Consider the following 15,252-nt stretch of genomic DNA (forward strand, 5'->3'; position numbering starts at 1 on the left):
AGCCCGGTGCCGCCATAGCGGCGGGTGGTGGAGGCTTCGGCCTGGGTGAAGGCATCGAAGATGTCCGTCAGACGTTCCGGAGCAATGCCGATGCCGGTGTCGCTGACCTCCACCCGCAGCATCACTTGCCGGGTGTTGTCCGCCGCCAGCCGCCGCAGTCCCACGTCGATGCGGCCCAGGTGCGTGAACTTGAGCGCATTGCTGATCAGGTTCACCAGCACTTGCTGCAGTCGATAGACATCGCCCACCACACGCTGCGGCAGGTCGCCATCCAGTTCGATGTGCAGGCTCACGCCCTCCTGCGGCGGGTTGCCGGCCAGGACTGCGGTCAGGTCGTGGCGGAAATGCTCCAGCGAGAACGCCTGCAAGTCCAATTGCACCTGCTGGGCATCCATCTTGGAGAAATCCAGCAGGTCATTGAGCAGGTTGAGCAGGGACTTGGCCGAGATCTCGGCCTTGTTCAGGTAGTCGCGCTGGGCCGGCTGCGGTTGCGTTCTCTGCAGCAGCTGGATCATGCCCAGGACGCCATTCATGGGGGTGCGGATCTCGTGGCTGACGCTGGCCAGGAACAGACTCTTGGCGGAGTTGGCCTGTTCGGCCTTCAGACGGGCCTCGACCAGGTTGTTTTCGAATTCGATGCGCTGGGTGATGTCCAGGTTGATGCCGATCACGCGCACCGGCGCGCCCATGCCGTTGCGGTCGACGTGGGCACGTGCCTGCACGAAGCGGATGCTGCCGTCGGCGCGCACCACGCGAAACACCGGTTCGAATTCTCCGGTACCGGCCAGTGCCGCCTGCAGGGCCGATTCGACATAGCCGACATCGTCGGGATGCACGCGCCTGCGCCAGCCCTCATAGGTGGTCACCTGCCCGCTGCGGCCATCGCTGATGCCGTAGATCTCGGCGATCTGGCGGTTGAATTCAAAGGTGTCGCCGGTGCGGTCCCAGACCCACACGCCCAGCTTGGCCACTTCGGCGGCCAGCATCAGCTGGTCGCGGGCGGCTGCCAGTTCGGCTTCCTGCTGGCGCTGCAGGCTCATGTCCATGGCAATGTAGAGGTCGCCGATGTGGCGCTGGCGGTGATCCAGCATGGAGGTCTGCTGACGCGTGACCGGCAGCGTCACGCCATCCTTGCGGCGGTAGCGCAGGTCGCTCACGGCCTTCTCGTCCAGTGTCGCCTGGGCGCGGATGGCGGGATTGTTGAGGCGGCCCGAGAAGGCTTCCTCCTTCATCTGCCCGATCACGTCCTCGGCGCGATAGCCCAGCATGCGTTCGGCCCCGCGATTGAAGAGCGTGATCACGCCGTCCGGTGCCGTGGCGATGATGGCCACGCCGGTGGCCGAACTGAGCACGTTGTTGAGCAGGGCGTTGGACTGCTGCACCTGGTCCAGCAGCGACTGGTTCTGGGCCAGTGCCTCGCTGAGCTGGTTGCGGTTGTGGGTGATCTCGGTGACGTCGTGCGCCACGACATAGAAGCCGTTGACTTCGCCTTGTTCGTTGACGTCGGGGATGTAGGTGGTGAGTACATGCTTGTAGCCGTTGACGGCATCGGTGAAGGTGCGCTCGAAGGTTTGCTTCTCTCCGGCCAGCACCGCGTCAATATGGGGCAGTGCGCTTTCATACAGTTCCGTCCCGACCAGATCCAGCATGTACATGCCGGTGATTTCCCCATGCTCACGCCCGAAGACACGCTCGTAGGAGGCATTGGCGAAGCGGTTGATGAGATGCTTGTCCCAGTAACCGACCAGCGAGGGCATGACGTTGAGCACGGTCTGCAGCATGGTCTTGGCCTGGTGCAGCGCATGGGTGCGCTGCTGCACGGTCAGTTCCAGTTCCTCGTTGATGCGGTGCAACTGGCGTTCGATGCGCTTCTCGCGGGTGACGTCGCGCAGCATGAAGGCCTTGCCGATCTGTCGACCGGCACCATCGCGCAGCGGGAACATCAGGGCCGAGGCGTAGCGTATCGACTCGCCCTGCAAGCTGATCACATGCGCCTCCTCCTGCTGGCCGGTGCCGGCACTGAAGCCTGAGGAAGGCGGGCGCGCACTGCCGTGCTGGTCCAGCTCGCGCAGCGCTGCGTGCGTGGAGAGGGCCGTGCCCAGTGCGCGTCCTTCGGGCAGGCCCAGGGTGTCGCTGGCCCCCCGGTTCCAGGAAGTGATCAGTCCCCGGGCATCGGTGGTGACGATGGCGTCGGGCGAGCTGTCCACCACGGCAGCCAGCAGGGCACGGGCTTCCTGCAGCTTGCGTTCACGGGTGGAGAAAACCTGATAGGCCAGCGCGCTGGCCAGGATCAGCATGGCCAGCGTAATGGAGGAAAGCAGCGTGGCACGATCACTGATGAACTGGTGGGCCTGCGCGTATTCGGGGGCGGCCCGGATGCTCAGTTTCCAGGCCCGGCCATAGAGGGGCACGGCCGTTTGCAGACTGACGGCATCCTCGATCTGGTCAAAGCCGCCGCTGCGGAACAGTTCGACGGCCGTGGTATTGCTGGCGACGTCCTCCACCAGGATTTCCAGCGAATGCATGTTCCAGCGCCGGCTCAGTTCCGAGAGGATGTCGTGCACCGACAGCGGCGCGTAAGCCCAGCCGAGGATCCTTTCCTGGCGCTGCTCCATGGTCGGCGGCGTGACCGAGCCGGCATAGATGGGCAGCAGGAACAGATAGGCATTGGCCGTCCGCTGTTCCTTCTGCACCAGCCTGATCGGCGTGGTCAGTTCCGCGCGGCCGGTCAGCATGGCGTGATCGGCGGCCGAGCGGCGTTCCGGCGACGAGGCGATGTCCAGGCCCAGGGCCGGCCGGTTGGGGGCGAGGGGCTCGATGTATTCGATCACGTAGCGGTCGCCGGGGTTGTCGGCGAGCTGTCTGATGCCGGAAAACAGCAGGCGGTCTTCGCGCATCTTCTTCTCGTAGGCGGGCAGCGCGGCGAGCGGAACGTGGCGGATGAAGCCGAAACCGCCGGCCCAGGGAAATTCCTGGGCCAGATCGCGGCTGTCCATGTAGCGCAACAGTTTTTCGCGGCTCAGGTCGTCCGCACCGATGGCCAGGATGGCCCCCCGGGTACCGCGCAGGCCGTGTTCGTAACGGCGCAGCAGGGATTCGATGTCGTCGCGGATCCAGCGGCTGTCCAGCGCCAGGCTGTCGCGCACCTCCTTCTGGTTCAGGCGCGCCAGGCCGGCCACGCCGGCCAGCAAGAGGCTGAAGGCGATCAGCAGGAACAGGCAGGTATTTCGGGTGATTCTGGTCATGGTGTCATTTTTTATAGTGGAACAGCATCGCGTCCCCCAACGCGAACGGGCGCAACGCGCCCGGTCATGCTGATTGCACCAGCCCTGAGGCGGGCGGGCAATCGGGAAATTCCCGGGTACGCTTGCCGGCTGACAAGCTTTCCGTCAGGCCTTGTGCATGCCGACAAGCACCGGTTGCATCAGTGCAACACGATCCTCGCCTTCAGCGGCATCTCATCGATCTGCTCGAAGCGCCGCAGGCGCGCCAGGATGGCTTCGTCCAGTATGTGTTCCTTGTTCAGCAGCAGCACGCCGGACCTGGTGCGCAGGTCCTCGGCCAGCTTCATGCCGACGCGCAGCTCGGCCGGGGACAGCAGGCGGGTCTGCTGTTCCAGCGCCATGCGCTGTTCTTCCATCATGGCGATGAAGGTGTTGACCACCACCGGGTCATAGCGATGGCCGGCATGCGTGCGCAGCATGGACAGCGCTTTCTCGGGACTCACGTTGTGGCTGGTGATGCCGCCATTGCACAGACCCTCGAAGTCGCGCACCACGGCCAGGATGCGCGAGCCCAGCGGGATGGCGTCGCCTGACAGGCTTTCCGGCACGCCCCGGCCGTCATAGCGCTCGTGCTGGTGGCGGATGATCTCGCCGGTCTCGGCCAGGGTCGGGATGGGCGTCAGCAGCATCTGGCCTTTCACCGGATGCCACAGGAAGCGCTGCAGCTCGTCGCTGCTCATTTTTTCGATGGGCTTTTTCACCAGATCATCCGACAGGTCCAGCTTCCCGATGCCATGCAGCATGCCGGCCATCATCATCTCCTTGGCGTGATGGGCGTTCATGCCCATCCGCAATGCCAGCTGTTCGCACCAGCGCGCGACGCGGGCCGACTGGCCGTTGGCCAGCCCGGCGCGCAGTTCGCTGATGTCGGAGAACACGTGCAGCATGGAGAGGAAGGCCTTTTGTTCCTCTTCCTGGGCGTTCTCCAGGAACAGCACGGTCTGGCGCAGTTCTTCCGTGCGCGCCTGCACCTGCCGTTCGAGCTGGCGGTTGAAATCGGCCAGTTGCAGGTTCTGTTCGCGCACCTTGCGTTCCAGCGCCATCTTCTGCTTGCGCAGCTGCTGTTCCTCCAGCGCGTGGGTCACCACCATGAGCAGCTCGCGGTCTTCCCAGGGTTTGGAGAGGTAATGGTGGATGCCGCCATCGTTGATGGCCGAGATGGTGCTGCCGATCTCGGAATAGCCGGTCAGCAGGATGCGCATGGTAGCCGGCCACTGCTGCTTGACCTGGGCCAGGAACTGGGCGCCATTCATGCCGGGCATGCGCATGTCGGAAATGACCAGGTCGACATCGGCGCTGGCCAGGATGTCGAGCCCGGCTTCGGCGCTGGTGGCCGTCAGCAGGCGATAGCCCTGGGGCCGGAAGGTGCGTTTGAGGGCCGACAGGATGCTCTGTTCGTCATCGACCAGCAGCACGCAGGGCGGCGGCAGGGCGAACGGGTCGGCTTGTTGCAGGGTTTGGAGTTCCTGGCTTTGGATGGCAGTCATGATGCTTCTCCTGGTTCGCCCGATGCCTTGCTCGGCGGCTGGGCGCTGGCGGGATCGATGGGCAATTCGATCCGGAAGGTGGTGCCTTTGCCCGGTTCACTGCTGACATGAATATCGCCGCCATGCTTCTTGATGATGCCGTAGGACAGCGACAGTCCAAGCCCGGTCCCGCTGCCGACCGGCTTGGTGGTGAAGAAAGGTTCGAAGATGCGGTTGATGTGTTCCGGCGCGATGCCGTGCCCGGTATCGCTGATGCAGACGGCCACGCGCTGACCGCAGCGTTCGGTGCGGATGGTCACGCTGCCGCGCTCCTGGATGGCCTGGGCGGCATTGACCAGCAAGTTCATGAAAACCTGGTTCAGTTCCGAGGCCAGGCACTTGATCATGGGCAGCTCACCGTATTGCTTGACGATGGTGACCTTGTACTTCAGTTCGTTGTTGGCGATGTTGAGCGTGCTGTCCAGGCCGCGATGCAGGTCCGCCATCTGCCAGTTGCTCTCGCCGGTGCGCGAGAAATCCTTCAGCGACTGCACGATGTTCTTGACGCGTTGCAGGCCTTCGTTGGATTCGGCCAGCAGCTCGGTCACGTCTTCGCTGAGGAACTGCAGGTCGGCGCGGTGCTCGAAGGCCTGCAGTTCCGACTGCGCCACGCTGGAGGGCAGTTTGCCGGTGGTGACGCACTGGTACAGTTTGATGCCTTCGAGCAGTGTGGCCACATAGTTGCCCAGGGTGTTGAGGTTGGCGTTGACGAAGCCGATCGGATTGTTGATTTCGTGCGCCACCCCGGCGGCCAGCTGGCCGATGGAGGCCAGCTTCTCGGACTGCATCAGCTGGGCCTGGGCCATCTTGAGCTGTTCGATCAGGGCGCGCTGTTCCTCGGCCTGGCGCTGCAGGGTGTCTTCCATCTGCTTGCGGCCGGTGATGTCGGTCATGAGGCCGATGACTTCCAGCGGTGTGCCTTCGGCATCGCGGATCAGGCGCAGGGTGTCGTGCATCCACAGGTAGCTGCCGTCCTGGGTACGGAAACGGTATTCGTAGATCTTCTGGTCTTCCACGAACAGCATGGCCAGGCTGGAAAAGATCGCGGCGGTGTCGTCGGGGTGGATGTGGTTGAACCAGAAGTTGGGGTCGTCCAGCATTTCCGAGGGCTCGTAGCCCAGCAGGCGGGTCGCGTTCTCGCTCACGAACGTGAGCTGGAAATCGCCCGAGGGCACGCTGCTGTAGATGATGGCGGGGGTGTTGCCGATGATGTGGCGATACCGTGCATTGGCCTTGACCAGCGCCCGGGTGTCAGGCGCGTCATCGGCATGGGTGCGTTGGCTGGCGCACTCGTTGGCCATCAATGCTTCGCTGTGTCCCATGTTCGCCTCCTCAGCGATGGCTCCGGATCAGGGGCTGGAGCCGCGCCCTCCAGGTCAGGCAGCGCGGGGCAGGGCCACACGCTTGTTTTCCTGCGTGGGCAAGGCCACGGCCGTAGCTGCCATGCCGTCCAGGTTGAACACGCTGATGGCCTGGATCATCTGCTGCGTCGACTCCTCCAGGCTGCCGGCGGCGGCCGCTGCTTCTTCCACCAGCGCTGCATTGCGCTGGGTCACTTCATCCATCAGGACCACGGCTTCGTTGACCTGCTGGATGCCGGTCTGCTGTTCGCCCGAGGCGGCGGTGATCTCGGCCACGGCGGTAGCGGCCTGCGTCACCGAGCGCATGATGCCGCCCATGGTGTCGCGCATGTCACCGGCCAGCTTCACGCCGGTACCAACCCGCTGCGAGGATTCGTCGATGAGCAGTTTGATTTCCTTGGTGGCCTGGGCCGAGCGTTGTGCCAGGTTGCGCACTTCACCGGCGACCACTGCAAAGCCGCGTCCCTGTTCTCCGGCGCGCGCTGCTTCCACCGCCGCATTCAAGGCCAGGATATTGGTCTGGAAGGCAATGCCGTCGATCAGTCCGGTGATCTGCTTGATCTGCTCGGCGCTCTTGTGGATGGCATCCATGGTGTCGTTGATGTGGTGGATGGAGGCTTCGCCATCGCGCGTGGTGGCCAGCGCTTCCTCCACCAGGCGGTTGGCCTGGCGCGCGTTCTCGCTGTTCTGGGTCACGGTGGAGGCCAGCTCTTCCATGCTGGCAGCGGTTTCTTCGAGGCTGCTGGCTTGCGATTCGGTGCGGGAGGACAGGTCCATGTTGCCGCGTGCGATCTCGCCGGTGGCCTGGGCGATGTGCATGCCGCTGCGGCGCACGTCGCCTACCGATGCCACCAGGTTGACCCGCATCTGTTCCATGGCCTGCAGCAGGGCACCCATTTCATCGCGGCGCGCCTGCAGGTCGGCGGCGGACAGATCGCCGCCCGCGACCCGGCGCGCCTGCGCCACGGCACGCCGCAAGGGGGTGAAGATGCGCGTAGCCAGGGTCATGCGCAGGAGCGCCAGGCTGCCCAGGGCGACGCCGGTAGCGGCCAGCGTCGGCAGGCTGCTGGCGTGTTCGGCACACTGCCCGTTGAGGAAGGCCAGCGCACAGATGCCGGCGGCCGCCGTGCCCAGGCCCAGATCCAATCGGGTCTTCAGCGACACCTGCGAGACCTGGCGCAACTTGCCGCGCAGGCCGGTCGGCACCACTTCTCCGCGATGCACGGCGATGCGGGCGCTTTCCTTCTTGAGTTCCTTGTAGGCCTGCTCGGCGGCGGTGATCTCGGCGCGCGTGGGCTTGGTGCGTACCGACATGTAGCCGGTGCATTTACCGCGCTCCCAAATCGGCGTGACGTTGGCCTTGACCCAGTAGAAGTCGCCATTCTTGCAGCGGTTCTTGACCAGTCCGGTCCAGGGCAGGCCGGCCTTGAGGGTGCTCCACAGGTCGGCGAAGGCCAGCTCGGGCATGTCGGGATGGCGCACGATGTTCTGCGGCGCACCGATCAGCTCTTCTTCCGTGAAGCCGCTGATGTGGATGAAGGTTGGGTTGACGTAGGTGATGCGCCCCTTGATATCGGTCTTGGAGACGATGGAGGCATAAGCCTCGATCTCACGCTCTTGTTGGGTGACGGGCAGGTTGAGGCGCATGATCGATTCCTGAAAAATTGATTGATGGAATCATTAAAGCATAAATTCATTGAAATCGCTAAAAAAATGATTCTTTGTGGGAATAACCGGTAAATTCGTTGTTGTGGCCCCACTGTGTTATCAAGGCGAAAACGCTTTTTCAATTCGTTTGAAATATCTCATTAGTCATTGATTTATAAGGATAATCATCGTTTATTCAGGCGTGGTTCACCGACTTTTCCCAAGCCATGCAAAGACGATTCACTCATTTGTAAAATGATTAAATTGATTTAATCGGTTAATCGCGGTCTAATGATGAGCATCAGACAGAAATTCCGGGGCAAACTGGCCGCGAAGCAAGCGGCAGCACAAGGGGGCGATGTGAACAACAAGAACAAGGTGGTGGTCCTGACCGTCATTGCCACCATCGTGGCGGCCACGGTGCCGGTGATCGGCATGCTGTGGCTGTCGCGCCAGGCGGTGATCGATTCCGAAATCGAGCGCCTGACGCGCTATGCCGAGTCCGTCGTGGATCGCGCCGAAGCCACTTTCCAGAACACCCAGCGGGCGCTGAAGTCGATGTCGCCCCTGCTGCTGTTTCCCTGCTCGGATGAGCACATCGCGCAGATGCGCCTGATCGCCGTCAACTCCGGTGCCATCGAGGAAATGGGCTACTACGAATACGGCCAGCTCAAGTGCACCTCCTGGGATCGCCGCGCGCAGGCGTTGCGCCGTCCGCAGCCGGAGGCGGTGTTCACCACGGCGGACGGCGTCGGCGTGGCGCTGGAACAGGCTTCCTACATCAGCGATGGGCCCAGCATGATGTCCATCCAGTACGGTGCCCATGCGGCGCTGGTGCATCGCGAACGCTTTGTCGACGTGGTGCTGGAAGATGGCGTGCATGTGGTGCTGGCGCGCAACGGTTTCGGCCTGGTCGCGCAGTACGGCATGCCCATCGCCAGCGGCATGGCCGGTCGCGCCTTGCGTGGCGTGGGCAACCAGGATTTCGATGGGTTTTTTGTCTCCACCATCAGCCGCGACGGCTGGACCGCCGCCGCCATCATTGACGGCCAGCATGTGGTGGAGACCATGACCGGCGAGCAGCGCTGGTTCCTGCCGGTGGGCGTGCTGCTCGCGCTGGGACTGGTGATGCTGGTGCTGCGGGTATCGCAGGCGCGCTTGTCGCCGCTGGCGGATTTGCAGCTGGCGGTGCGCAAGAAGGAATTCATCGTGTTCTACCAGCCGATCATCGAGCTGGCCAGCGGCCGCTGCATCGGTGCCGAGGCGCTGATCCGCTGGCGGCGGCCGGATGGCAGCATCGTGCGGCCGGACCTGTTCGTGCCGCTGGCCGAGGAGAGCGGACTGATCCTGCCCATGACCGATCAGGTCATCGCGGCTGTGGTGGAAGAACTGGGCGATACCCTGCGCGCCGACCGGGCCCTGCACGTGGCGGTCAACGTCGCTGCCCACGATATCAAGACCGGCCGCATCATCGACGTGGTCAGCCAGACGCTGGCGGGGACCGATATCCGCACCGAGCAGTTGTGGATGGAAGCCACCGAACGCGGCTGCATGGACATTGCCTCGGCCCGCGTGACGCTGGCGCGGGCGCGCGAGCTGGGGCATTCGATGGCGCTCGATGACTTCGGGACCGGCTATTCCAACCTGCAATACCTGCAGGGCCTGCCCATGGACGCGCTCAAGATCGACAAGTCCTTCGTCAGCACCATCGGCACGGGCGCAGCCACCAGCGCCGTGATCGATCACATCATCGCCATGGCCAAGAGCCTGAATCTGTTCATCGTCGCCGAAGGCGTGGAAACCCTGGAGCAGGCCGCCTATCTGGGCCAGCACGGGGTCGACTTCGCCCAGGGCTGGCTGTTCGCCAAGCCCTTGCCGGCAAACCAGTTCATTGATTTCTACCGGGCCACGCTGGCCGATTACGGTACCGGGCCGCAGAGCATTCGCAGCGACCGCACGGACCTTGCGTCCACCTCCTTGAATGCCTGAGCGCCACAGGGTGAATTTTCCGGCCTGATCCGTGCCGGGCCGTGCTCAGTTCAGCATGGCCCTGCTGCAGCGGCTCGCACACGCAAGGCCAGCGCCAGTGCCTGATCCATCCCCGCCATATGGCGTACCAGCATGGCCGGGATCATGCCCATGACGATATCGGCCAGCGGCGCGTTGCCATCGTCCAGATAAGGCCGCAGCCGGTGCAGCAGCGCCAGCAGTTCCGCATGGTCGCGGCGATGGGCACGCAGATCGCTGTAGCCCATCTCATCCATCATCTTTTCTTCTTCCCGGAATCCTGCCTCGATCTGCGCCACCAGGGCTGCATAAGCGCTGGCAAAACCGGCCGGCGGCACGATCGCCAGCGCGGCCACGCTCTCCAGTACCTCACGGTGCTCGGCATCCATCTCCGCCAGCAGGGCCGGAATGCGCTGGGCCAGTCCGTTGCTGTCGGCAGACGGGGCGAGGGAAACGACACGATCGGCAGTGGGAATCATGGCCAGCCTCCTGGTACAGGGCGCGACCGTACGCGGGTCGGGGCGGAGACATCCGCATCGCCGGCAGGGCGCGGGCGTGCCGGAGGGATGTTCACTGCCGATTCTAGGAGCCTGGCCTCGAAATAATTTGAGATAGCTCAAGCCAGCCCGGATTGGCGGAGTGCTGCACCGCGGCCATATGAAGAAAAGCCCCACGGCACCGTCAGGGTGGCGTGGGGCCGGTCTTGCCGGCCGACGGGGTGTCGGCCGTGCGCTTGTAAAAAGCGCCGTTCCTGGCTCTGCAAGTAGGTGCCGTCAGGGGGGCAGCACCTTGCGCAGCATTGCTGCCAGTTCAGGCGGGGAAAACTTTGCGACATAACCATCGGCGCCCACCGAACGCACATGGTCTTCGTTGGCGGCACCGGTCAGTGAAGAATGGATCACCACCGGCAATTGTTTGTAGAGGTCTGAGGCCTTGATCTTGCGGGTCAGGGTGAAGCCATCCATCTCCGGCATTTCGAGGTCGGTCAGCACCATGGCGACCTTGTCGGTGAGTGGCTTGTGCTCCTGTTCCGCTTCGCGGGCCAGCTCCTGCAGCTTCTTCCAGGCTTGCAGGCCATCGGTAGCCATCACGTACGGCAGCTTGAGATCGTTCAGGCATTGCTCGATCAGGGCACGTGCCATGCGCGAATCGTCGGCGGCCAGTACCACCGATCCGGGCTTGATCTTCAACTCGTTGCTGCCCGGCGTCGGCGGCTGTATCTGCTCCTTGACCGGCGAAACCATGTTGAGGATCTGTTCCACGTCCAGCACCTGCACCAGGCGGCCACCATCCAGGGCCGAGTCGAGGCGGGCGATGCTGGTGACCACGTTGCCGGAGGCATTGGAGTCGGCCGGCAGGACCTGGCTCCAGTCCAGGCGCACGATCTCTTCCACCGACTCCACCGCGAAGGCCTGGGTGTGCCGGGCGAACTCGGTGATGAGCAGGATGTTCAGTCCATGGCCCGGCTTGCATCCGGCCACTGCCGGCAGGTCCACCACCGACATCACCTGGCCGCGGATGTTGACCATGCCCAGCATCGGGGAGCGCATGCCGGCGGCGGCGGTGATGTCCATCATCGGGACGATCTCGCGGATCTTGAAGACGTTGATGCCATACAGCTCGCCCGGCTTGTCGGTGGTCCCTTCCGGGTTGCCGAGGCGGAACAGCAGCAGTTCGAACTTGTTGCTGGAGGTCAGGTTGGTGCGTTCGTCGATTTCTTTTTGAAAGGCGTCCATGTCATCCCCGAGGTTCAGAATTGTTCCCAGTCGCCGTTGTCGGCGCTGTCGTGTTGGCTTTTGGCCGGTGTGGCCGGGCGTGCGGCGGGTGCTGACCGGGCGATGCTCGGGGTACGCGGTGCCGCCACTGCCGGACGAGCCGGGGTGATATCGCGTGCTGCTGCGGTGGCCATCGCCGCCTTGGCATGTTTGGCATGCACCGTGGCGGGTACGTCGCTGGCATCGAGGCGGAACACGCCGACCGTCTGGCTCAGGCGCGTTGCCTGTTCCTGCAGGGCCTTGGCGGCGGCGGCAGCCTGTTCGACCAGGGCGGCGTTCTGCTGGGTGTTTTCGTCCATCTGCACCACGGCATTGTTGATCTGCTCGATGCCCTGGCTCTGCTCGGCCCCGGCGGCGGTGATCTCGGCCACGATGTCGGAGACGCGCTTGACGCTGGCTACCACCTCGTTCATGGTCTGGCCGGCTTCGCCGACCAGCTTGGTGCCGGTATCGACCTTGGCCACCGAGTCGTCGATCAGGGCCTTGATTTCGTGGGCGGCCGAGGCACTGCGCTGGGCCAGCGAACGGACTTCCGAGGCGACCACCGCGAAGCCGCGTCCCTGCTCCCCGGCACGGGCTGCTTCCACGGCGGCGTTCAGGGCCAGGATGTTGGTCTGGAAGGCGATCCCGTCAATGACGCTGATGATGTCTGCGATTTTACGAGACGATTCATTGATGGCATCCATGGTATGAACAACCTTGCCCACTACCTGGCCTCCGGCCTGGGCCACCTCCGACGCCGAGACCGCCAACTGGTTGGCCTGGCGTGCATTGTCGGAGTTCTGGCGCACGGTGGAGGTCAGTTCTTCCATGGCCGAGGCGGTTTCTTCAAGGGCACCGGCCTGTTGTTCGGTACGGGAAGACAAGTCCATGTTGCCGGTGGCGATTTCGGCCGAGGCGGTGCTGATGGTGTCGGTGCCGGTGCGGACTTCCTGCACGATGTTGAGCAGGTTGTCGTTCATCTGCTTCAGGGCGGCCATCAACTGGGCGGTCTCGTCGCGGCCGGTGTTGTCGGGAATGCGGGCGGTGAGGTCGCCTTCGGCCACCTGGCGGGCGATCGAGACGGCCTGGATCAGCGGACGCGAGACCAGGCGGGCAATCCACCAGGACAGGAGCATGGCCAGCGCGATGCAGCTGCCGACCAGTCCGATGATAGCCATCTGAGCGCGCTGGTAGACCTGGCTGGCCTGCTGCTCGGAAGCGATAGCTCCCTTGTTGTTGACTTCGGTCAGTTCATTGATCTGGTCTTGCAGCTTGCGGTAGACCGGGGTGGAACTGGTATTGAGAAGCGCATGGCCGGCCTGCTTCTGGCCTTCTTCAAAGAGTTTCACAATGCGCACATGAGCTTCCTGGTAGGCAGCGATGTTGCGCTGCATCTCGGGATAAAGCTCCTTCTCGCGCGGTTCCGACACCAGCGTGCCATATTGCGCCATCTCTTTGGCAAGGATGGCCATCTGCTTGTCAGCGCGCTCGCGGGATACCAGTTCTTCCTTCTTGTCGTCGGTCAGCAGCTGTTGCATGTCGAAGCTGCGGGAGCGTGCCAGGGCCAGGCTGATCTTGGACAGAGCGTTGATGCTCGGGAGCCAGTTGGACGACACATCGCTGGCTGCCTTGTTGACCCCCGCCAGTTGCGCGATCGAAAAGCCGCCCAGCGCAATGATGAATGCCAGCACAACCAGAAAGGCGGCGTTGAGCTTGTTGGCGATCTTCAGATCGTAGAACCATTTCATGATGACACTCCTGATAAATGCGCCCTTTTGGAATAATGATGTGCGCTCAGGAACCATCATAAGACGGCCAAACAAATAAATCAAATAAAACAATTTAAGCAGTTGTTTTATTTTCTTAGGGATTTTCCTGAATTCAACTCAGGTTTGTCGATCTCAGGCTTTTTGCAGCCACTTTTCCACGGCATTCATCAGCCCGACCTGGGTGAAAGGCTTGCTGAGGTAGTCGTCCATGCCGGCATCCAGGCAGCGCTGGCGGTCGCCTTCGATGGCGCTGGCGGTCAGGGCGATGATGGGCGTGCGCGGGCGCCCGTTGGCCTGTTCAAAGGCGCGGATTTCGGCGGTGGCCTGGTAGCCGTCCATGATGGGCATCATGCAATCCATCAGCACCAGGTCATAGCTGGCACTGCGGAGGGCATCCAGGGCCAACTGGCCGTTTTCCACCTCTTCCAGGATGCAGCCGCGGCGCGCCAGCAGGATGCGCAGCAACTGGCGGTTGATTTCGGTATCTTCGGCCACGAGGATGCGCGCCCCGGTAAGGGGTGAAGCTGCGCCTGCAGGTGCGGGCGGAAGCGTCAGCGCCGACAGCGGGGGCATCTGCGCGGGAGGCGCTGGCGGGAAGGAGGCTGCGCTGGCGGGGGCTTCCGGGGCAAGTGAAGCCTTATTCTTCATTTCCGTCTCCGGGGCCGCGTCCGGGCGGGCTGCAGCCACCCCTTCCGGGCAGAGGATGTCGAAACTGAATTTGGTGGACTGGCCCGGCACGCTCTGGCAGGCGATCTTGCCGCCCATCAGTTCCACCAGATTCTTGCTGATGGCCAGGCCCAGCCCGGTGCCGCCGAAGCGGCGCGAAATCGAGGTGTCGGCCTGGGTGAAGGGCTGGAACAGCTGGGCCAGCGCTTCCGGGGCAATGCCGATGCCGCTGTCGGCGATGGCGAAGAAGAGCCGCCAGCGCTCCGGACTTTCTTCTTCACGTTGCGCCGACATGCTCAGCCGCACATAGCCGGCCTGGGTGAATTTGATGGCATTGCTCAGCAGGTTGCCCAGCACCTGTTTCAGGCGCGAGGGGTCGCCGACCAGACAGAGCGCGTCGTCGCAATCGATGCGCACATCCAGCTGCACGTCCTTGTTGTGGATCGAGGGCCGGTACAGTTCGGCCACCTCGCGCACCAGCCGCGCCGGGTGGAAGGCCACGCCCTCCAGATCAAGCTTGCCGGATTCGATCTTGGAAAAATCGAGGATGTCGTTGATGATGCGCACCAGTCCGCCGGTGGCGTTGTGGATGCTGTCGGCATAGTGCTGCTGTTTGCTCGACAGGCCCGATTCCATCAGCAGTTCGGACAGGCCCAGGATGCCGTTCATCGGGGTGCGGATTTCATGGCTGACCATGGCCAGGAAACGCGATTTGGCCTCGTTGGCATGGTCCGCTTCTTCCTTCAGTTCCAGGGCCAGCTGGGCATCCTGTTCGCGCCGCTGGACCTGGCGCAGGGCCACGCCGAAGCCGCCGATGAGGCCGACCAGACTGATGGCAGCCACCAGCATCAAGGGATACATCGATTCCAGCCATTCGCTGAAATAGACCTTGTCGGTCACGCCGATTTCCAGGTACATCGGCGCATTGCGCACCGGCCGGTGGATGCCCAGCCAGTGGGCTTGCATGAAGTAATAGGGCTGCTTGGCGTCGGTGCCGGGCGGGCGCGGCAGGTGCAGGTCGGCCAGCGGCTTGATGTCGCGCCGCACGGTGGTGTCGTGCACCAGGGAGGTGGCGATCAGGGGTTTCTCGTCCTCGCGCGCGAGCAGGATGGAAAAGGGTTTGTCCTTGGTCACCGCACTGAAGAAATCTTCAAAGAACCCGCAGGGCAGCGCCACCACCACGATGGCCAGCATGCGGCCCTGGCGATCATTGATGCGGCGGGGGGGATAGAAGG

At 63.4% G+C, this 15,252-nt stretch carries 9 protein-coding genes; 1 reads left to right on the forward strand and 8 read right to left on the reverse strand.

What is annotated here, in order from left to right; all coding sequences use genetic code 11:
- From B3873_RS17775 to B3873_RS17790, 4 genes are all read right to left on the reverse strand, one after another.
- Positions 1-3,245 (reverse strand): CHASE domain-containing protein (locus B3873_RS17775; protein WP_286867700.1); only part of this gene is annotated, 3,245 nt, incomplete at its 3' end.
- 179 nt (positions 3,246-3,424) lie between these two features.
- The gene (locus B3873_RS17780; RefSeq protein WP_286867703.1) at positions 3,425-4,771 is read right to left on the reverse strand and encodes an HD domain-containing phosphohydrolase; all 1,347 of its coding nucleotides are present in this window, start codon (positions 4,769-4,771) and stop codon (positions 3,425-3,427) included.
- Positions 4,768-6,132 (reverse strand): ATP-binding protein, encoded by a 1,365-nt coding sequence (locus tag B3873_RS17785; RefSeq protein ID WP_286867704.1) that lies wholly within the window; start codon positions 6,130-6,132, stop codon positions 4,768-4,770. Before B3873_RS17785 ends, B3873_RS17780 begins: the two co-directional genes overlap by 4 nt.
- 54 nt (positions 6,133-6,186) lie before the next feature.
- A complete protein-coding gene (locus B3873_RS17790; RefSeq protein ID WP_286867706.1) occupies positions 6,187-7,818 on the reverse strand; it encodes a methyl-accepting chemotaxis protein in 1,632 nt (543 codons plus the stop codon).
- A gap of 360 nt (positions 7,819-8,178) precedes the next feature.
- On the opposite strand from B3873_RS17790, the gene B3873_RS17795 reads away from it, so the two are divergent.
- Complete coding sequence (locus tag B3873_RS17795; RefSeq protein WP_286867708.1) at positions 8,179-9,807, forward strand: EAL domain-containing protein; 1,629 nt, start codon at positions 8,179-8,181, stop codon at positions 9,805-9,807.
- A gap of 50 nt (positions 9,808-9,857) precedes the next feature.
- On the opposite strand, the gene B3873_RS17800 is transcribed toward B3873_RS17795, so the two are convergent.
- From B3873_RS17800 to B3873_RS17815, 4 genes are all read right to left on the reverse strand, one after another.
- Positions 9,858-10,304 (reverse strand): bacteriohemerythrin, encoded by a 447-nt coding sequence (locus B3873_RS17800; protein ID WP_134223210.1) that lies wholly within the window; start codon positions 10,302-10,304, stop codon positions 9,858-9,860.
- 294 nt (positions 10,305-10,598) lie between these two features.
- Positions 10,599-11,561 (reverse strand): chemotaxis protein, encoded by a 963-nt coding sequence (locus B3873_RS17805; protein ID WP_286867712.1) that lies wholly within the window; start codon positions 11,559-11,561, stop codon positions 10,599-10,601.
- Positions 11,562-11,575: 14 nt separating this feature from the next.
- Positions 11,576-13,330, reverse strand: coding sequence for a methyl-accepting chemotaxis protein (locus B3873_RS17810; RefSeq protein WP_286867715.1), 1,755 nt, complete (start codon positions 13,328-13,330; stop codon positions 11,576-11,578).
- 153 nt (positions 13,331-13,483) lie between these two features.
- Positions 13,484-15,252 (reverse strand): ATP-binding protein (locus B3873_RS17815; protein WP_286867718.1); only part of this gene is annotated, 1,769 nt, incomplete at its 5' end.

The organism is Herbaspirillum sp. UBA812 (assembly GCF_002296545.1).
GTDB classification, from domain to species: domain Bacteria; phylum Pseudomonadota; class Gammaproteobacteria; order Burkholderiales; family Burkholderiaceae_D; genus Herbaspirillum; species Herbaspirillum huttiense.

Excerpts from the sequence above, each read along its gene's own strand:
- B3873_RS17790 (WP_286867706.1), bottom strand. The coding sequence starts at position 7,818 with ATGCGCCTCAACCTGCCCGTCACCCAACAAGAGCGTGAGATCGAGGCT.
- B3873_RS17800 (WP_134223210.1), bottom strand. The coding sequence starts at position 10,304 with ATGATTCCCACTGCCGATCGTGTCGTTTCCCTCGCCCCGTCTGCCGAC.
- B3873_RS17785 (WP_286867704.1), bottom strand. The coding sequence starts at position 6,132 with ATGGGACACAGCGAAGCATTGATGGCCAACGAGTGCGCCAGCCAACGC.
- B3873_RS17780 (WP_286867703.1), bottom strand. The coding sequence starts at position 4,771 with ATGACTGCCATCCAAAGCCAGGAACTCCAAACCCTGCAACAAGCCGAC.
- B3873_RS17810 (WP_286867715.1), bottom strand. The coding sequence starts at position 13,330 with ATGAAATGGTTCTACGATCTGAAGATCGCCAACAAGCTCAACGCCGCC.
- B3873_RS17805 (WP_286867712.1), bottom strand. The coding sequence starts at position 11,561 with ATGGACGCCTTTCAAAAAGAAATCGACGAACGCACCAACCTGACCTCC.